Source organism: Halomonas sp. (assembly GCF_029263665.1).
Lineage (GTDB): Bacteria > Pseudomonadota > Gammaproteobacteria > Pseudomonadales > Halomonadaceae > Halomonas.
In genome coordinates this window covers 158,685-176,789 of sequence record NZ_JAJUFQ010000006.1, presented here as the reverse complement: position 1 = coordinate 176,789, position 18,105 = coordinate 158,685, and the positions used below count along the sequence as shown (strand labels likewise).

Annotated in this window: 16 protein-coding genes; 6 read left to right on the top strand and 10 right to left on the bottom strand. The window is 56.2% G+C overall.

The window, feature by feature from the left end:
• Positions 1-140: 140 nt before the first annotated feature.
• The 5 genes from Q1K07_RS08570 to Q1K07_RS08550 all read right to left on the bottom strand — a co-directional run bounded on the left by Q1K07_RS08570 (position 141) and on the right by Q1K07_RS08550 (position 5,980).
• Entirely contained in the window at positions 141-1,028 is an 888-nt protein-coding gene (locus Q1K07_RS08570) for a 2-hydroxy-3-oxopropionate reductase (RefSeq protein ID WP_300309812.1), read from the bottom strand.
• Positions 1,029-1,091: 63 nt separating this feature from the next.
• The gene (gene hyi / locus Q1K07_RS08565) at positions 1,092-1,868 is read right to left on the bottom strand and encodes a hydroxypyruvate isomerase (RefSeq protein ID WP_300309810.1); all 777 of its coding nucleotides are present in this window, start codon (positions 1,866-1,868) and stop codon (positions 1,092-1,094) included.
• Positions 1,869-2,126: 258 nt separating this feature from the next.
• Complete coding sequence (gcl, locus tag Q1K07_RS08560) at positions 2,127-3,902, bottom strand: glyoxylate carboligase (RefSeq protein WP_300309808.1); 1,776 nt, start codon at positions 3,900-3,902, stop codon at positions 2,127-2,129.
• Positions 3,903-4,529: 627 nt separating this feature from the next.
• Positions 4,530-5,378, bottom strand: a complete 849-nt coding sequence (locus Q1K07_RS08555; RefSeq protein WP_300309807.1) for a bifunctional allantoicase/(S)-ureidoglycine aminohydrolase — start codon at positions 5,376-5,378, stop codon at positions 4,530-4,532.
• Between the two features lie 113 nt (positions 5,379-5,491).
• On the bottom strand, positions 5,492-5,980 hold the full coding sequence (locus Q1K07_RS08550; protein WP_300309806.1) for an ureidoglycolate lyase: 489 nt from the start codon (positions 5,978-5,980) through the stop codon (positions 5,492-5,494).
• 268 nt (positions 5,981-6,248) lie between these two features.
• Here Q1K07_RS08550 and Q1K07_RS08545 point away from each other — a divergent pair, with 268 nt between their 5' ends.
• Positions 6,249-7,682 (top strand): YfcC family protein, encoded by a 1,434-nt coding sequence (locus Q1K07_RS08545; protein ID WP_300309804.1) that lies wholly within the window; start codon positions 6,249-6,251, stop codon positions 7,680-7,682.
• Between the two features lie 98 nt (positions 7,683-7,780).
• On the opposite strand, the gene puuE is transcribed toward Q1K07_RS08545, so the two are convergent.
• Complete coding sequence (puuE, locus tag Q1K07_RS08540; protein WP_300309802.1) at positions 7,781-8,713, bottom strand: allantoinase PuuE; 933 nt, start codon at positions 8,711-8,713, stop codon at positions 7,781-7,783.
• A gap of 450 nt (positions 8,714-9,163) precedes the next feature.
• Between puuE and Q1K07_RS08535 the strand changes: the two genes are divergently transcribed.
• From Q1K07_RS08535 to Q1K07_RS08525, 3 genes are all read left to right on the top strand, one after another.
• Positions 9,164-9,925 carry an aspartate/glutamate racemase family protein gene (locus tag Q1K07_RS08535; protein ID WP_300309800.1) on the top strand — a complete coding sequence of 254 codons (762 nt, stop codon included), beginning with the start codon at positions 9,164-9,166 and terminating at the stop codon, positions 9,923-9,925.
• A gap of 83 nt (positions 9,926-10,008) precedes the next feature.
• The gene (locus tag Q1K07_RS08530) at positions 10,009-11,367 is read left to right on the top strand and encodes an NCS1 family transporter (RefSeq protein ID WP_300309798.1); all 1,359 of its coding nucleotides are present in this window, start codon (positions 10,009-10,011) and stop codon (positions 11,365-11,367) included.
• An 83-nt stretch (positions 11,368-11,450) separates the two neighbouring features.
• A complete protein-coding gene (locus Q1K07_RS08525; protein ID WP_300309796.1) occupies positions 11,451-12,905 on the top strand; it encodes an NCS1 family nucleobase:cation symporter-1 in 1,455 nt (484 codons plus the stop codon).
• Between the two features lie 190 nt (positions 12,906-13,095).
• Here Q1K07_RS08525 and Q1K07_RS08520 read toward each other — a convergent pair whose 3' ends face one another.
• The 3 genes from Q1K07_RS08520 to uraH form a co-directional block, all read right to left on the bottom strand.
• Complete coding sequence (locus tag Q1K07_RS08520) at positions 13,096-13,827, bottom strand: GntR family transcriptional regulator (RefSeq protein ID WP_300309794.1); 732 nt, start codon at positions 13,825-13,827, stop codon at positions 13,096-13,098.
• 144 nt (positions 13,828-13,971) lie between these two features.
• Positions 13,972-15,258: a urate hydroxylase PuuD gene (locus tag Q1K07_RS08515; protein ID WP_300309792.1), complete on the bottom strand. Its 1,287-nt coding sequence runs from the start codon at positions 15,256-15,258 to the stop codon at positions 13,972-13,974.
• 63 nt (positions 15,259-15,321) lie between these two features.
• Positions 15,322-15,675, bottom strand: a complete 354-nt coding sequence (gene uraH / locus Q1K07_RS08510; RefSeq protein WP_300309790.1) for a hydroxyisourate hydrolase — start codon at positions 15,673-15,675, stop codon at positions 15,322-15,324.
• A gap of 181 nt (positions 15,676-15,856) precedes the next feature.
• Between uraH and uraD the strand changes: the two genes are divergently transcribed.
• Entirely contained in the window at positions 15,857-16,381 is a 525-nt protein-coding gene (gene uraD / locus Q1K07_RS08505) for a 2-oxo-4-hydroxy-4-carboxy-5-ureidoimidazoline decarboxylase (RefSeq protein WP_300309788.1), read from the top strand.
• A 329-nt stretch (positions 16,382-16,710) separates the two neighbouring features.
• Positions 16,711-17,193 (top strand): PepSY domain-containing protein, encoded by a 483-nt coding sequence (locus tag Q1K07_RS08500; RefSeq protein WP_300309786.1) that lies wholly within the window; start codon positions 16,711-16,713, stop codon positions 17,191-17,193.
• Positions 17,194-17,298: 105 nt separating this feature from the next.
• Here the strand turns inward: Q1K07_RS08500 and Q1K07_RS08495 are convergent, their stop codons facing one another.
• Positions 17,299-18,009: a glutathione S-transferase N-terminal domain-containing protein gene (locus tag Q1K07_RS08495; RefSeq protein WP_300309783.1), complete on the bottom strand. Its 711-nt coding sequence runs from the start codon at positions 18,007-18,009 to the stop codon at positions 17,299-17,301.
• Between the last annotated feature and the right edge of the window lie 96 nt (positions 18,010-18,105).

Below are 18,105 nucleotides of genomic sequence, written 5' to 3'. Positions count from 1 at the left end.
TCGCACAGCGATCCTGACAGACGACGACCCGACGCCTGCCTTTCAGGGAGCAGTCACCTCCCCCGTCCGCCGTCGACCATACGCACCATGACCGACGGCTGACTCTCGTTATTGGAAACGCTGAGTCAATCCGCGTTTCCTTACTTCTGGCCAACCTCATGGCTGGCCAGGCTTTCCAGGGCACGCAGGATACCTGCGTGATCCCAGTCGCCTCCGCCCTGGGCTGCACAAGCCTGGAACAACTGCTGCGCGTTGGCGGTACCCGGCAGTGCCAGATTCAGGCTGCGGGCCCCTTCCAGAGCCAGATTCAGGTCTTTCTGGTGCAGGCGAATACGGAATCCAGGATCAAAAGTACGCTTGATCATGCGCTCGCCATGTACATCGAGAATTTTCGACTGCGCCAGGCCACCGAGCAGAGACTCACGCACCTTGGCCACATCTGCCCCCGCCTTTGAAGCAAACAGCAGGCCTTCGGCAACCGCTTCGATGGTCAGGGCAACCACGATCTGGTTGGCCACTTTGCAGGTCTGGCCAGCGCCATGCCCACCGATATGGGTGATGGTCTTGCCCATCACGTCCAGTACCGGCTTGGCACGCTCGAAACCTTCTGGTGTCGCCCCGACCATAATGGTCAAGGCGGCATTGATGGCACCGCCCTCACCACCGGAAACCGGTGCATCGACATACTCACCACCGGCAGCATGAATGCGCTCAGCGAACTTCTGGGTGGCAATCGGGGCGATGGAGCTCATGTCGATGACCAGAGTGCCGGGCTTGAGCCCTTCGATCACACCACCTTCACCGAACAGGACTTCTTCCACGTCGGGGGTATCGGGCACGATGGTGATGACGATATCGGAGGCCTCGGCCACAGCCTTGGGGTCAGCGAGTTCGCGCATCCCCTTGGAGGCTAAGGTGGCATCCAGAGCACCACGCTTGACCGTCGACAGCTCGTGACCAGCATCAAGCAGGTGACCTGCCATGGGACGGCCCATGATGCCCAGACCAATAAAACCGATCTTGCTCATAATGATTCTCCTGACAAATGAATTCGTGACAACAACACGCTCGGTGCCTTGAAGGCAGCCGTCTTAAAGACGGCCTTCTGCCCAACCAAGACCCGCTTCCGTTGTCGTGGCCGGCTTGTATTCACAACCAATCCAGCCCTGGTAGCCGAGGCGATCGAGGTGATCGAACAGGAAGGGATAGTTGATCTCCCCGGTTCCTGGCTCATGACGGCCAGGGTTGTCAGCCAGTTGAACATGCGCGATGCGTGCGAAATGCTTCTCGATGGTCGGCGCCAGGTCCCCTTCCATGATCTGCATGTGATAGATGTCGTACTGCAGCTTGAGGTTGTCGCTAGCGACCTCGTCGAAGATGTCCAGCGCCTGTTCGGTACGGTTGAGAAAGAAACCAGGAATGTCACGCGTGTTGATCGGTTCGGCGATCAACAGGATGCCGGCTTGCTTCAAGCGCTCGGCGGCGTAGCGCAGGTTCTCGACCAGTGTGCGACGGGCATCTGCCTGGCTGACACCCTGCGGTACGATACCGGCCAGACAGTTGACCTGCCTGCAGCCTAGCGCAGTGGCATATTCGATGGCGGTATCGACACCCGTGCGGAACTCTTCAATGCGATCCGGATGGCAAGCGATACCCCTCTCACCCGCACCCCAGTCACCAGCCGGCAGGTTGTGCAACACCTGGGTCAAGCCAAACTGGTCCAGGCGCGCCTTGATCTCGGCAGCCGGGTAGTCATATGGAAAAAGGTACTCCACCCCTTTGAAACCGGCCTTGGCGGCCGCTTCAAAACGGTCGAGGAAATCGACCTCGGTAAACAGCATGCTGAGGTTGGCAGCAAAGTTAGGCATTTTGTTTCTCCCCTGTTTTTGGGAAACACTGCATAAATGTCTGTGCTACTCAATCACTACGTTGCGCGGTGCTCACAATCCTCACCTATACCGCATAGGCTCCGGTTGTTGCGCTCCGGACGCCTTGTGCTTGAGCATGCTCGTCGATTTATTCAGCGTTTCCTTGATAGAGGCATCACGGGATCAGGTGATGCCTCCATTCGCCAAATGGCTAAAGTGTGCTTATGACGACAGTGCACTTACTGACTACAGTGGCGATCAGGTCAGTGCCGCGATGGAACTGGGCGCGTCCTCAAGATTCTCGGCCAACGCTTCGAATTCGTTGATGCCGCCCAGGTCAGTCCCCATGGCGATGTTGGTCACGCGCTCGAGAATCACCTCGACAACGACCGGTACGCGATGCTCCTGGGCCAGTTCCTGGGCCTTGCGCAGGGCCGGCGCGATGTCATCGGGCTTGGTGACGCGCAGTGCCTTGCAGCCCAGACCTTCAACCACTGACACATGGTCGACGCCATAGCCATTGATCTCTTCGCAGTTGATGTTCTCGAACGACAACTGCACGCAGTAGTCCATGTCGAAGCCACGCTGGGCCTGGCGAATCAGGCCAAGGTAGGCGTTATTCACCAGCACATGGATATAGGGCAGCTTGAATTGAGCTCCCACTGCCAGCTCCTCGATCATGAACTGGAAGTCATAGTCACCGGACAACGCCACAACGTTGGCATCGGGATCGGCACGACACACGCCCAACGCCGCAGGAATGGTCCAGCCCAAGGGGCCGGCCTGGCCACAGTTGATCCAGTGACGCGCCCCATAGACATGCAGGAACTGGGCACCGGCAATCTGCGACAGACCGATGGTGCTGACATAGCGAGTGTCACGACCGAAGACCTTGTTCATCTCTTCGTAGACCCGCTGCGGCTTGACCGGCACATCATCGAAATGTGTCTTGCGCAGCATGGTGCGCTTGCGCTCCTGGCAGGATTCTGCCCAGGCACTACGGTCCTTCAGACGACCAGCCGCCTTCCACTCCTTGGCCACTTCGATGAACAACGCAAGTGCTGCCTTGGCGTCGGAAACGATGCCGTAATCCGGACCGAAGATACGCCCGATCTGAGTCGGCTCGATATCCACATGCACGAAGGTACGGCCTTCGGTGTAAGTTTCCAGGTTGCCCGTGTGACGGTTGGCCCAACGGTTGCCGATGCCAATCACAAAATCGGACTCCAGCATGGTGGCGTTGCCGTAACGATGTGATGTCTGCAAGCCCACCATGCCCGCCATCAGCGGGTGATCATCCGGCACAGTCCCCCACCCCATCAGGGTCGGAATGACCGGCACACCAGTCAGCTCAGCGAATTCCTGCAGCTCGGCCGCAGCATCAGCATTGATGATGCCGCCACCGGCGACCAGCAACGGCCGCTCGGACTCGTTGAGCATGGTCAGGGCCTTCTCGATCTGAACACGGGTCGCAGCAGGCTTGTACACCGGCAGCGGCTCATAGGTGTCCGGGTCGAACTCGATTTCCGTCATCTGCACATCAATCGGCAGGTCGATCAGCACCGGGCCTGGGCGACCAGAACGCATCAGATGAAAAGCCTGCTGGAAAGCACGCGGCACCTGAGCGGCCTCCATCACGGTAATCGCCCACTTGGTCACCGGACCAGCAATGGCCTTGATATCCACCGCCTGAAAATCTTCCTTGTGCAGCTTGCCGGTCGGCGCCTGGCCAGTGATGCACAGAATCGGAATGGAGTCCGCCGAGGCCGAGTACAGGCCGGTAATCATGTCAGTGCCGGCAGGTCCAGAAGTCCCGATACACACGCCAATGTTGCCCGGCTTGGTACGGGTATATCCCTCGGCCATGTGAGAGGCGCCTTCCACATGGCGCGCCAGTACGTGATCGACGCCGCCTACGCGGCGCATGGCAGCGTAGAAGGGGTTAATGGCAGCGCCGGGCAAGCCAAAGGCAACATCGATACCTTCCTTGCGCAACACGTGAACGGCAGCGTCGGCAGCGGTCATGCGAGCCATGATGCGTCTCCTATGGATTTATATGATTGTATACATTTTTAGCGTGATAATGATCATCACATTAATTTTATGAAAATCTTTTCCAATATTTTTAGCAGGCCCGCAAAAGCTTATCCAGAACTTTTTGAAAAAAATTTCCGAAAACGCTGAAAAAGAAAGACACGCCATGTCTAGTGGATTGTTTTTAAATACAAATCATCTTTTGCAGCGCATCAAGAAATGCCAGCCACGAAAGCGTGACTGACAGGAAGATAGAGGAAGAAAGGAAGGAAGGAAGGAAGAAGCCAAGTGAAATGGATAACGTCAGGCGGTCAGGGGAATATCATCGAAAACAGGAGTCTTCACCTTGCCTCTATGTGCAGCAAGTAGACGCTCCACACCACGCTCGATGATGTCTTCATGGATCATGATCAGAACCCCTTGGCCATACCTCGCGGACGCGCAGGTTGTGGCCTGTCACCAACAGCGGAAGAATGCCTGATCCTTAGGCTGTTTTAAAAAAGCAATGACCAAAACGGCGACCCCGCTCAGGCATCGGATGCCTGAGCGGGGTCGCCATGAAAAGATATCTGCCAAACCAGAAAGCTTTCTGTATGTCTGGCAGCTCGCTATCCAGACTTGCTGAATTCAGCTTCTCTTGCTGTAAGGCAGCGCCATATGACGGTTGACGTCCTTGTACAGCAGATAGCGGAAGGGGCCAGGGCCACCGGCGTAGCATGCCTGAGGGCAGAAAGCGCGCAGCCACATGTAATCACCGGCCTCGACCTCGACCCACTGCTGGTTGAGATGGTAGACCGCCTTGCCTTCCAGCACGTAGAGACCATGTTCCATGACATGAGTCTCATCGAAAGGAATCACCCCGCCCGGCTGGAATGTGACGATCGTCACATGCATGTCGTGACGCATGTCTTCCGGATCAACAAAACGAGTGGTTGCCCAGACCTCATTGCAGTCAGGCATCACGGAAGGCTCGATGTCATTCTCGTTGACCACGAAAGCCTCCGGCACATCAATGCCATCGACCTTTTCATACGCCTTGCGAATCCAGTGGAAGCGCACCGTTGCATCTGATTCATTGCGCAACTGCCAGTCGCTGCCCGGCGGGATGAATGCGTAGCCGCCCGGCGCCATACGGTGTTTCTCGCCAGAAATGGTCAGCACCATTTCGCCTTCCACCACGAACAGCACACCTTCCGCCCCCGGGTCGCTTTCGGGGCGTTCACTACCACCACCCGGAGAGACTTCCATGATGTATTGGGAGAAGGTCTCGGCAAAACCGGACAACGGCCGCGACAGCACCCACAGACGGGTATTGTCCCAATGCGGCAGCTTGCTGGTGACGATATCGCGGTAAACCCCTTTCGGGATCACGGCAAAGGCTTCGGTGAACATGGCACGATCAGTGGTCATGACCTTCTGGTCGGGATGACCGCCATGGGGAGCATAATAGGTACGATTCGGTTTGGCTGTGCTCATAATCTTTCTCGGATATGTCTTATTGGCGTTTATATGACTAGCGCTGATCTTATTGGTTTTTATGCCATTATCATTCTATTCACTGGCAGGCTCAGGCTCTTGCCGATGAGTCATCAGGCCAGCGTGACACGAATATCCAGCGGGTACTCGTCACAGTTGTTGCCATCGCCACCACGATCGACAACCAGGAATTCCCCTTCGCGTTCGAGTACCGACTGGATGGCATGCCAGGTTCCTGCGCGATAATTGACACCTTGGCGACCATCAGTGACAAAGGCCCGCACATCAGCAGGGTCGATAGTGTCGCCAGGCGGAGCCACCACGATGATGAAGCGTTCCTCGTGCAGGGGCATGAACGCCTGACTGCCTAGAGGATGACGCTCGAGAAAAGTCAGCTCCAACGGCAGCGTGATCGGTTGGCTGACAAAGATGCTGATCAAAGACCTGGCATTTTCCCCCAGCGTCTCGACTTGGGCCAGGTCATGATGGCGCTGAGTACGACCGGCATTGATCGGGAAGTGCTCGGAAGTACGGGCATCGATGATGTCCCCGAAAGGCGCGAAAGCTTCCTGGGTCAATGGCCCAGCGACAAGTTCCAGCATAGAGATTCTCCGTTGCAGCGCATCCACTACCACCCAGCCTGCGCCTAGCAGCGGTGGGTATTGCACCAGTCCATGGAAAAAAATTCCCAGCCACTGTGGAAATATTTTCCATCTTAATATCCAATAGCGAAACGACACAATCGACAGATGGTAAAAAATGTCATCGAAGGATCCCCCTGCTCCTCTCGATTCCATGACCATTCGTTGGTGCCGTGCATCTCCTCTTGTACAAGAGCCCCTATCAAGTCCAATAACATGCGAGGGCCCCATGCAGACCCCGACCAACAGTACAACAGCCAGCAAGAAACGCTCGCTGCGCATCCCCCACATCTATGTCATTCTGTTCATCTTCATTGCCCTGGCGTCGATTGCGACCTATTTCGTGCCAGCCGGGCAGTATGAGCGGGTTCCTGGCCCCAATGGCCGCATCACCATCGATGCCGAGTCGTTCCAGTTCGTCGATAGCACGCCGGTGGGTATCACCGAGTTCATGAAGGCGATTCCCAATGGGTTGATGAGCGCCGGTGAGGTGGTGTTCTTCACGTTCATGATCGGCGGCATGTTCATGGTACTGCGCCGCACAGGTATCATCGAACTCGCTGTCGACAAGCTCAGTCGTCGTTTCACCCACCAACGCCTGCTGCTGATACCGGTGCTGATGACGGTATTTGCTCTTGTCGCCACCATCATTGGTACCCAGGAACTGGCGCTGGTCTACGTTCCTGTCATATTGCCGCTGATGATCGCGTTGCGCTTTGACTCTGTCACGGCGGCGGCCGTCGCACTTTGTGCGACAACAGCGGGGTTCACTACCGGTGTACTCAACCCCATCAACACCGGTCTTGCACAGCAGCTCTCGGGGCTGCCGCTGTACTCCGGCTTCATGCTTCGTGCCTTGGCCTTCGTCGCCATTCTGGCAGCTGGCATCTTCTTCGTGATGCGTTATGCACACCGTGTCAGCCGCAACCCGGAAACCAGCCTGCTGCACGATGATCCCCAGGAAATCGAAAAGCGTCACCATTACCTGCATGCCGCCGACGAAGGTGAGCTGACCGCCACAAAACGCCAGAAGCTTGCCAGCCTCGCAACATTCGCCTTCATGGCCCTGCTGGTGTACGGCGTACTGGCCCACGGCTGGTTCATGATGGAAATGGCCGGTCTGTTCATCATCATGGGCATTGTCGTTGGTCTGATTGCCGGACTTGGCACTGAAGACATCTGTGAAGGCTTCAACCAGGGCTTTCGCGATGTACTGGTCGGTGCCATGATCGCTGGTATCGCTCGTGGGGTCGCCGTCGTGCTTGAAGACGGCCAGATCATGGACACCATGGTATATGGGCTTGGTAACCTGGTCGGTGAGCTGCCAACACTGCTGTCTGCCGCTGGCATGTATTTCTCCCAGCTTGCCTTCAATTTCGTCGTACCTTCCGGCAGTGGCCAGGCGCTGGTGACCATGCCCATCATGGCTCCTCTATCCGATCTCATCGGCGTCACTCGTCAGACTGCAGTACTGGCCTATCAGCTCGGTGACGGCATCGGCAATATCCTTTACCCCACCTCTGGCTACTTCATGGCGACCCTGGCATTGGCCGGTGTGCCGTGGCAACGTTGGGTGAAGTTCTTCTTTCCGCTGTTCTGCGTCTGGGTCCTGATTTCACTTGCCTTCCTGATCGTGGCCCAGGCCACCCACTGGGTTGGCTGATCATCCTACGCAAACAGGATTCTTGAGACAGAGCATCTTCCTGACACCGCCAGCAGAGCCTGCTGGCGGTGTTCTTCTATCACGACCTGTGACTTGCCTCAGCGAGCCGGGTGATGCTCAGCCCAATGCCGGGCGATATCCACACGACGCGTCACCCAGACACGATCATGCGCCTCGATGTGATCAAGGAAGCGCTGCAGGGCACGGAAGCGACCAGGACGCCCGATCAGGCGGCAATGCAGGCCAATAGACAACATCTTCGGCGTATCTTCGCCTTCCGCATAAAGCACATCGAAGGCATCACGCAGATAAGTAAAGAAGTGATCTGCCGTATTGAAGCCCTGCGGAGCCGCAAAGCGCATGTCATTGGTGTCCAGGGTGTAGGGTACGATCAGATGGGAGCGCTCCTGACCCTGACTGTCGGCTTCGCGAGTCCAGAACGGCAGGTCGTCACCGTAATAATCGCTGTCATAAAGGAAGCTGCCTTCATCCAGCACCAGGCGACGGGTGTTGGGGCTGTCGCGCCCGGTATACCAGCCCAACGGACGCTCGCCGTACAGGTTTTCGAAGATTTCGATGGCCTTGCGCATGTGGTCACGCTCAACTGACTCCGGTACCTGCTGATAGTGAATCCAGCGGTACCCATGGCAGGCAATCTCATGGCCAAGTTCCTTGAACGCATGGGCCACTTCCGGATGACGTTCCAGAGCCATCGCCACGCCGAAGACGGTCAGCGGCAGGTCACGGCGTTCGAACTCACGCAAGATACGCCAGACACCTGCACGCGAGCCGTATTCATAAATGGACTCCATGCTCAGGTGACGGTCTGGGTAGGCATCTGCCCCGATGATTTCGGAAAGAAACTGCTCAGAACCTGCATCTCCATGCAGCACGCAGTTCTCCCCACCTTCTTCGTAGTTGAGTACGAACTGGACGGCAATCCTGGCCTTGCCCGGCCAGTTGGCTTCCGGTGGCGTGCGCCCATAACCGATCAAGTCGCGCGGGTAGGAAGAAGGGGAAAGCGTGCTCATGGTCATCTCCTGTCAGCCACCGCGTCCTGTCAAGACGCGATCCTTCGGCATGCCGATATATTGTTGGTGTCGCTGAGCTTTTCACCGCCAGCTTATGTATACAAAGAAAAGATAGACTGTATCCAACGTGACATCAAGCGCTTTTCATGGCTCAGAAGCCATCGAGTGACATTAAATCCAGCAATGACGAATAGTTAGTGATTTTTTCAATTATTTTTGTATACAAAATATAATACAAACTAGACACAATTATTGTGAAAATTGATGAACAATAAGAGTGACCATACCCGACAATCATTTCAATAGCAGTCGAATAAAATCAATAATCAACTGTTTTTAAATGCTTTTTAAAACCTTGTGATATTTTTCTCTCACATGCTTGAACCGTATTCGATGCCGGTCTATTTTGTGTACAAAGACAAAAAATTCCGTACTCGAGATTTTTTACCTATGCGCATCCATCTGATCAATCCCAATACCACCTCGGGCATGACCGAGACCATCCGCAACGCAGGCATCACCATCGCTGCGGCAGACACTCGTATCACCGCTTCTCAGCCCGTCAGCGGTCCGGTATCCATTGAGGGCCATTTTGACGAGGCCATCAGCGCCGTCGGCGTCCTGGACGAGATCCTGCGCCTGGACCAGGAGACGGATCAACCGGACGCTTATGTCCTGGCCTGCTTCGGTGACCCTGGGCTACTGGCCGCCCGTGAAGCCACTCGGGCTCCCGTCATTGGCATCGCCGAAGCCGCCTTCCATATGGCGACATTGATCAGCACACGATTCTCTGTGGTCACCACGTTGGGACGCACAGTGATCATTGCTGAACATCTGCTCGATCAGTATGGCTTCCGTCACCACTGCCGCCGCGTGCGTGCAGCGGAAATTCCCGTACTGGACCTGGAAGATGACAGTGATAGCGCCCTTGAGAAGATCATCGAGGAAGGCATTCGTGCCCGGGATGAAGATGGCATCGGCGCCATTGTGCTGGGCTGTGGCGGCATGGCCAACCTGACGGACACCATCAGCCGTGAAGTCGGCCTCCCGGTGGTGGAAGGCGTCACTGCAGCGGTGAAGCTGGCTGAGGCACTGGTTGGCCTGAAACTTGCTACCTCCAAGGTCGGAGACTTGGCTTTCCCGCGCCCAAAGCCCTTTACCGGCAACTATGCCCACTTGTCCGACCTCGACCTCAATCGCAGGAATAGCTAGACAACATCGGCACCGAGGGCATGGAGCCTTCTCCATCCCTCTGGCACCCAACAACATAACAACCACAACATGAGGCTCCCAACATGACCTCTACAAACACATCAACATCGCCCGAGGCTAACGCCGAGGTAGGTACCAAGGGGGTGGGCGATGAGTCTCTGGCTCCCCAGAAAACCCGTATCATGGGGCGTACCTCCTACCTGCTGGCCTGGTTTGGAGGCTGCGTATCCATTGGTACCTTTACCATGGGTTCCAGTGTCGTCGGCACGCTAAATCTGATTCAGGCGACATTGGCCATTGCTATCGGTTGCTTCGTCATCGGGATTGCACTGGCCCTGAATGGTGCCGCTGGCTACAAGTACGGCATCCCCTTCATGGTGCAGGCTCGCAGTGCCTTCGGTTTCCAGGGAACTCGCCTGCCGGGGCTGGTCCGTGCGGTGCCTGCCATTGTCTGGTATGGCTTCCAGAGCTGGATCGGTGCCGGGGCGCTTAACCTGGTATCGGCGACGCTGTTTGGCTATGACAATCTGATTGTGTTCTTCATCGGCTTCCAGTTCCTGCAGATTGCTCTCTCGGTCACCGGCTTTCAGGGCATCAAGTGGTTGGAGAACATCGGCAGCGCCTTCATCCTCGCTTCCCTTGTCTACATGTTCTATAGCACTGTCGTGCGCTACGGAGACACCCTCTCGGCCAACCTGATTACGATGGAAGGCTCCTGGGGCCTGCCATTCTGGGGTGCCACCATGCTGTTCCTGGGTATCTATTCGACCATGATACTCAATGTCAGCGACTATGCTCGTGAGCACAAGAAAGGCACTGGCCCGGGCCTGCTGACCACGATTTATGCCATGTCGATTCTGCCTTGCACCCTGTTCATGGGCCTGATTGGCTTCATGGTCTCGGAAGCGACCGGCGTGGCCGATCCTATCAAAGTGTTCTCCAACGCGGTGGACAACACGCCACTGCTGATGACCACACTGCTGTTCATTGCCTTTGCCCAGGTCACCACCAACGTACTCAACAACGTGGTACCTCCTACCTATGTGTTGATGGACACCTTCAAGCTGAGCTATCGCAAAGCCAGCGTCGTTGTAGGCCTACTGGCCTTCGCCACCTTCCCCTGGGAACTGGTCAAGGACGAGTCAGCGGCTGGCCTGCAGGTCTTCGTCCAGACGTACTCTTCCTTCCTTGGCCCGATCTTTGCGGTACTGGTCGTGGACTACTACCTGATTCGTCGCCGGACTCTGGACCTGACCAAGCTCTACGATGAGAACGGCCCTTATCGTGGTATCAATCTGGCCGCTCTGGTCGCCACTGCAGTCGGGGTGATCGCAGCCTTCAGCATGCCAACCGTGTCCTGGTATGCCAGCCTGATTCCTGCCGGGCTGACTTACTGGCTGCTGATGCAGTACTGGCCGACCTGCCGCCGGTTCACTGAATAACACTCATATCCAGACACCACATGCCAGGGAACTCCTCTCAGAGTTTCCTGGCTGCCACCGATAATGACAAAAGGACGGTGACAATGTCCCAAGATGATCTGACCATCGACACATCGCGTGCCGATCCTTCGCTGTACAACGAAGACCTTGCACCGCTGCCCCACAGCAAGCGCAACTGGGGGGCCTTCGAAATCTTCAACGTGTGGTCCAACGATATCCAGAGCCTGTTCGGCTACACCCTCGCGGCTTCCCTGTTCCTCAGCTACAACCTCAACGGCTGGGCCGTGATGGCGGCCATCATCCTGGCGGGTGTGATCGTCATGTTCCTGGTCAACCTCACTGGCTCGCCCAGTGTGCGCTACGGCATCCCCTTTCCGGTGATGATACGTGCCAGCATGGGAGTTCGGGGCTCCAACCTGCCAGCACTGCTGAGAGCCGTCGTGGGGATCTTCTGGTATGGCGTACAGACCTACTTCGCTTCCACTGCCGTGACCCTGATGATCACCGCGTTGATCGGTAGTGATGGCGGTAGCGGCATGCTTGGGCTGTCTCCGGTGGCCTGGCTGTCTTTCCTGCTGGTATGGCTGTTCCAGATGGCGATCTTCTGGGCTGGCATCGAGCGCATCAAGCACTTCCTCAACTGGGCTGGGCCCCTGGTCTATGTGGTGATGGTGGTGCTGATGGGTATTGTCTGGTGGGAGGCAGGCGACCAGTTGCTGCCTGCCGTCGGTGAAATATTCACTGCGCAAGGTGAAGGCCAGGGCGGTATCGCAGCCTTTGCAGCCATCGTCGGTACCATGGTGGCCTACTTCGCCGCGGTGGTGATCAACTTTGGTGATTTCACCCGCTTTGTCAGGACCGAACGTCAGATGAAACTCGGCAACCTCCTTGGTCTGCCACTCAATGTGGCGTTCTTCTCCTTCATTGCCTTGATCATTACCGCCGGCACCGTGGTGCTGTTCGGGGAGGCTTTGACCAATCCGACCGACATTGTCGAGCGGGTCGATGCCCTGCCCTTGACCCTGCTGGCCGCCGTCACTTTCTTCGCGGCTACTGTCGGCATCAATCTGGTAGCCAACTTCATTCCTCCGGCCTACGACCTGGCCAACCTGTTCCCGCGCCACATCAGTTTCCGTACCGGCGGACTGATTACCGCCCTGGTGGCACTGGTGGTCGGTGCTCTTTGGGTATCAGTGATCAGCCAGATCGGTGTGCCCGGTTTCGTCAACGCCGTAGGTGCCATTGTCGCGCCCTTCTACGGCATCATCGTCGTTGACTATTACCTCATCAAGGGCGGCAAACTGGATGTACAGGCACTGTTTTCGGCACGTGAAGGTGATGCCTATACCTATACCAACGGCTGGAACATTCGCGGCCTGGTTGCCTTCGGTTTCGCAGCCATGTTTTCTCTTTCGACGGTGGTGGTGCCTGCAATGGCAAGCCTGGCCGGCTTCGGCTGGATGATGGGCGCAGCCCTGGGCGGTATCCTCTACCTGGCCTTGATGCGTAGCCAAGCGGTCACGGCAACCGCTCAATGAAGAGGTTCTGACAGGGAAACTGGTTCTGACAAGCAAACGTCTCCTGTCAGCAGGTTACATGCTCAAGCCCCGGCTACCAGGCCGGGGCTTTTCCTTGTCATGACAGCTCTTTGTCATGATAGCTCTTTGTCATGACAGCCACGGGATGGCATGGAGACTAGGCTATCTCCCTTTGAGCAGGGACAGGCACCTAACTCGCGAAGATATCGAACAGATCAGGCGCCTCGTTCTCTTCTTCCACGATCGACAACGAGGCTTCGATTGCCTTGAGATGCCGGCTCATGAAAGCCTGGGCACGCTCTCCCTTGCCTTCGGCCAGATAGTTGATCAGATCCTGATGATCATGAGACTCGCATCCCAGATGGCCGGTATTGCCATAGACCGCAAGAATCAGCGACGAACGCGAACATAGACGCTCAACGAAGTCTGCCAGAGTACGGTTGCCGGATATCCCGGCCAGGTAAGAATGGAAGTCAGCGGACAGACGAATGGCGGAACTCTGCTCACCGGACTGCAGCGCCTCGCGCTCACGCTGGGCCATGTCCCGAAGCTTGGCAATGTCATTGCTGGTAATACGGCGGGCAATTTCCGGCATCAGGCCACATTCGACCATCTGCCGTGCATCAAACACATCCTTGGCCTCTTCAGCAGTAGGTCGCGTGACACTGGCGCCACGCCTCGGCGTCAACGTGACCAGTTGCTCCAGTGCCAAACGCTGGAGGATCTTGCGGATCCCTGTACGGCTGACACCAAAGACCTCAGCCAGGGCATCTTCCCGGAGCCGGGCTCCAGGCTTGAGACGATGTTCAATGATCGCATCACTGATCGAACGGTGAATCGCTTCATGACGTTCAGCTCCATCACCGTTCTTGCCCTGACGCAGAGCTGGCGTGGCGGGGGAAGCCTTCACGCGCTGATTCATTGATGCACTCCTGATGTTCTCATCTCAATAGGCCTGACGGCTTTCCATTGACCTATTGTATACGACTATCCAGGTGCAGGACGAGCCAGGGCCCACTTCCTATGGAAGCGGGCCCTGGCATGCTGCGCTTGGACAATGGGCGACCTACTCGCTCCAGTTTGCGATCAGCGCACGCTCGTCGTCAGTCATCTTGGTCAGGTTGCCTAGCGGCATGTAACCACTGGCCACAACCTGCTGAATGATGGCTTTCTGCTGCTCGGTCTCCGCTTCAGTATCCAGAGCGATACCTGCAGGCGCCGCGCTGAAGCTGGGATGATCCGGCGTTGCTGAATGACAGGTCGTGCAACGCTCCTCGATAACCGAGTGGATGCTGGCCAGTTCAGAACCGCCCTCGCCTTCTCCCGAGCCACCCTGAGACGCCGCTTGACTATCTGCATCCGCTGCCGTGCTTTCTTGAACCTGGGCTGGAGCTGAAGCCTGAGCCGGTTTGGCAGTACTCTTCAGAAGTGGCGACCCAATGGCAAAGGCCAGCAGAATCAACGCCACCCCAGCAGCCGGATAAGCAGGCTTGTGCTGGCCGGAATGCATCAGCACAAAGTACTGACGAATCAAGGCACCCGCAAAGATCATCAGCGCCATGATTACCCATGCCCACTCATTGGAGTATGCGAAGGAGTAGTGGTTGCTGATCATCAACAACACGACAGGCAGGGTGAAATAGGTATTATGCACGGAACGCTGCTTACCGCGCTTGCCGTCCAGCGGATTCGGCGTCTCTCCCGCCTTGAGCGCCTTCACCATGCGACGCTGCCCAGGGATGATCCAGAAGAACACGTTGGCAGACATTGCCGTGGCCATCACCGCCCCGGTAAGCAGGAAAGCCGCTCGACCCGAGAAAATGTGCACGCTGAGATAGCACACCACCACCATCATGATGGCGACACCCACACTCAACAGGCCATCCCGCTCCATATTGGGGCTGACCCGTTTACACATCTCGTTATAGACCAGCCAGCCACTGAGCAGGAACAGCAAGGCGACGACATTGGCCTGCCAGCCACTCATGTTGGCTGCCCATTCCCAGGGGCTACCAGGGTTGACCAGATAGAAGCCCGGATTGGCCATGTACAGGATGATGAACAGGGCAAAGCCCGACAACCAGGTGGTATAGGACTTCCAGAAAGACCAATGCAGGTCATCCGGCAGCTTCTCTGGTGCCGTGGCATATTTCTGGTTGTGGTAGAAACCACCACCATGCACAGCCCACATTTCCCCGAAGACACCCTTCTTGCGGTCGCTCTCGGCCTTGGGCGTCTTCAGTCCATTGTCCAGCATGACGAAATAGATGGATTCGCCAATCCAGGCGATAGCGGCGATGACATGCAGCCAGCGCAGCATGAAGTTGATCACATCAAGAAGATACGATGACATGGTGATATCTCAGCTATCTTGTTGTTAATAATGACAATTACAGCCTACAGAGAATTTCCCTGATCAACTGCCACGGTAAGTGGAATAGCTGTACGGCGAGACCAGAAGCGGCACGTGATAATGCTCACTGGCATCAGCTACTCCGAAGCGCAGGGGAATACGGTCCAGGAAGCGCGGTTCACTGGCCTCGATACCTTGTGCACGCAGATAGTCACCGGCGTGGAACAACAATTCGTATTCACCGCTGACAAAGGCTTCACCCTCCAGAATCGGGTTGTCGCAACGGCCGTCGTCATTGGTCACGGCCTCGCCAAGGCGGATGCGCTGGTCGCCTTCAATACGAAAGATTTCAATGCGAATGCCCTGGCCCGGACAGCCCCGTGAGGTATCCAGCACATGCGTTGTCAAGCGGCCCATAGGATTCTCCTCTCCTCCAGATACTGATGATGAACATCATTGCTTCAAATGATAGTACAGTTCAACACATTTTTTGTATACAGTTTTGCTGTACAATCCTTCGGACAACGCTCAATCTGTCGTATATGACATCAATATCTTCGTACAAGACCACACTACACCTAGACTCTCAGGAGGTTGCATGGCCAAGTTACTGCTCACTGATCGCCCCAGCCAGATGGACAAGGCCAGCTTTGTGGCCACTTATGGAGACGTCTTCGAGCATTCCCCATGGGTAGCTGAAGAAGCCTACGACCGTGGTCTGAGTGAAGCCCATGATGAGCCCGGCGTGCTCGCAGAACATATGGGCAAGGTACTCGAAGACGCCGATATAGAACGCCAGATGCAGGTCATTCGCGCCCACCCGGACCTCGCCGGCAAGGCAGCAGCAGCCGGAGAGCTAACAGAAGACTCCACCCGAGAGCAGGCAGGGGCAGGGCTTGACCAGTGCACAGCGGATGAACTGGCTCGCTTTACCCGCTTGAATGATGCTTACAAGGCTCGCTTCGGCTTCCCCTTCATCATGGCAGTGAAAGGTGGCAACCGACACGCCATCCTCGCCGCCTTCGAAGAGCGCTTGAACAACAGTATCGACCAGGAACGTGATGAAGCCGTTCTGCAGATCAACCGTATCGCCCGCTTCCGCCTGGAAGATCGTGCCCGTTGATCCTTTTATTGATGCACAACTGAAAAGGCCAGCCGCAATCGCGGCTGGCCTTTTTGATTCATCTGCAGATCACGAAAATATTTTCGATGGAATACCATCTTTCTAAATAGCTTCGTGCCTTCAATCAACATAAAGCACGCATGGCATGCGTGCACATATCACCTGAGTCTTGTCCGGGTGAATCAATACCTAACATGAATAAAAAATGAATTCCTGTGTCAGCTTACAGACAGGCAGCTATTGTCATGATGGACCCACTCGCCAATGAGTCTCACCGCACAGGTATGGACATTGGTGCACTAACATCATCAAAGACAGGAAGCGACAGCATGAAAAAGACTCTGACTCTCGGCCTTGCCACTCTGACCCTGACCGGCGCCATGGCGACCACCGCTCTGGCAGATGACGGTGCTACTCGTGCAGACATTGATCGCATGCTGAAAAGCGCCCAGGACTATGGCTTCACTCACTTTGATGAATTTGGTGTCGATGACGGCGACCAGTTCGAAGTCGAGGGCTGGGGAGAAGATGGCTCGCGACTGGATGTCGACATGTCCATGAGTGATGGCAGCGTGTTGCGCAAACAGAAACGCCAGAGTGAAGTACCTGACTGGAGCCTGAGCAGTGATGAGGTCAGCAAGGCCTTGGACGGCGCTCAGGAAGCCGGCCTGGAGCACATTGGCTCACTCGATGTCGACCGCATGGGCCAGATCGAGATCGAAGGCTACGACGCCCAGTTCCAGGAACTGGAACTGGAACTGCGCATGAACCGTGAGACCTTCGAAGTTCTGAAAGTGGTGCAGGACGACTAAAACGCTTTTTTCATCCATTATCCACAAGGATACCGCCGATTGGCGGTATCCTTGTTTTTGATAGCCACTTTACCTGCTGCTTTTCATCCGAGCGTCTTTGGCGACTCAGCGATAGGCTCCCTCGATGTCCGTGATGCGCAATGCCTTGCGCCCCAGGCCATCATGCAAGTCCAGCATGCGCTCGATCCAGTCATAGACGGGGTCGGCATTGGACACCAGGTCAGCCGATGAAACACAGCGCGCCCACATGAAGAAACCAAACACCAGATAGTCGGCTCCCCCGGCGGATTTGCCATCGAGATACTCGTTATCCGTGAGTGCCCCACGCATGGGTTCCAGAGCCGTATCCAGCTGCGCCAATCCCTTGGCAGGCGAATGAAACTCTTCGAGCGTACGACCGAAGCGCTTTTCCCGGCTATCACGGAAATACTCGCGATCCTTGGGATGCACGGCATTGATCAGGTCCATGATCACGGTCTTCAATATGGCCGGAGCCAGTGACCGTTCACCAAAATACTTGAAGAACCGAGCACGAGCCTCAGCCTCACCGGAACCGAGCAGCGCAGGCGTGTCGGGATAGGCGCGATCAAGGTATGCCATGATCTGGTAGCTGTCGGTCACGACTTCATCGCCATCCACCAGCACTGGAACCTTGTCGTAGTAGGCAAATTCCAGAGCGTCCTTGTCAGTGAAATGCCAGGGACGGTACTCAGCATCCAGTCCCTTGTGCGCCAGGGCCAGCTTGACTCGCCAGCAATAGGGGGAAAAGCGCAGGTTCTCATCGATACCACAAAGCTCATACAAGACTCGATTCATAGTGTATCCCCGAATCCTCATTGGTCGGCTTGATATGCACTCGAGTGTGGCAGGCTTTGCCATGGCCCGCCAATACCTCATTTCTCCTGTGGCTGA

Bases quoted from the DNA above. Each gene is read 5' to 3' on its own strand.
- Q1K07_RS08570 (WP_300309812.1), bottom strand. From the start codon at position 1,028: ATGAGCAAGATCGGTTTTATTGGTCTGGGCATCATGGGCCGTCCCATG.
- Q1K07_RS08530 (WP_300309798.1), top strand. From the start codon at position 10,009: ATGACCTCTACAAACACATCAACATCGCCCGAGGCTAACGCCGAGGTA.
- Q1K07_RS08550 (WP_300309806.1), bottom strand. From the start codon at position 5,980: ATGCTGGAACTTGTCGCTGGGCCATTGACCCAGGAAGCTTTCGCGCCT.
- puuE (WP_300309802.1), bottom strand. From the start codon at position 8,713: ATGAGCACGCTTTCCCCTTCTTCCTACCCGCGCGACTTGATCGGTTAT.
- Q1K07_RS08555 (WP_300309807.1), bottom strand. From the start codon at position 5,378: ATGAGCACAGCCAAACCGAATCGTACCTATTATGCTCCCCATGGCGGT.
- hyi (WP_300309810.1), bottom strand. From the start codon at position 1,868: ATGCCTAACTTTGCTGCCAACCTCAGCATGCTGTTTACCGAGGTCGAT.
- uraH (WP_300309790.1), bottom strand. From the start codon at position 15,675: ATGGGCCGCTTGACAACGCATGTGCTGGATACCTCACGGGGCTGTCCG.
- Q1K07_RS08520 (WP_300309794.1), bottom strand. From the start codon at position 13,827: ATGAATCAGCGCGTGAAGGCTTCCCCCGCCACGCCAGCTCTGCGTCAG.
- Q1K07_RS08515 (WP_300309792.1), bottom strand. From the start codon at position 15,258: ATGTCATCGTATCTTCTTGATGTGATCAACTTCATGCTGCGCTGGCTG.
- Q1K07_RS08500 (WP_300309786.1), top strand. From the start codon at position 16,711: ATGAAAAAGACTCTGACTCTCGGCCTTGCCACTCTGACCCTGACCGGC.
- Q1K07_RS08495 (WP_300309783.1), bottom strand. From the start codon at position 18,009: ATGAATCGAGTCTTGTATGAGCTTTGTGGTATCGATGAGAACCTGCGC.
- Q1K07_RS08535 (WP_300309800.1), top strand. From the start codon at position 9,164: ATGCGCATCCATCTGATCAATCCCAATACCACCTCGGGCATGACCGAG.
- Q1K07_RS08525 (WP_300309796.1), top strand. From the start codon at position 11,451: ATGTCCCAAGATGATCTGACCATCGACACATCGCGTGCCGATCCTTCG.
- Q1K07_RS08545 (WP_300309804.1), top strand. From the start codon at position 6,249: ATGCAGACCCCGACCAACAGTACAACAGCCAGCAAGAAACGCTCGCTG.
- gcl (WP_300309808.1), bottom strand. From the start codon at position 3,902: ATGGCTCGCATGACCGCTGCCGACGCTGCCGTTCACGTGTTGCGCAAG.
- uraD (WP_300309788.1), top strand. From the start codon at position 15,857: ATGGCCAAGTTACTGCTCACTGATCGCCCCAGCCAGATGGACAAGGCC.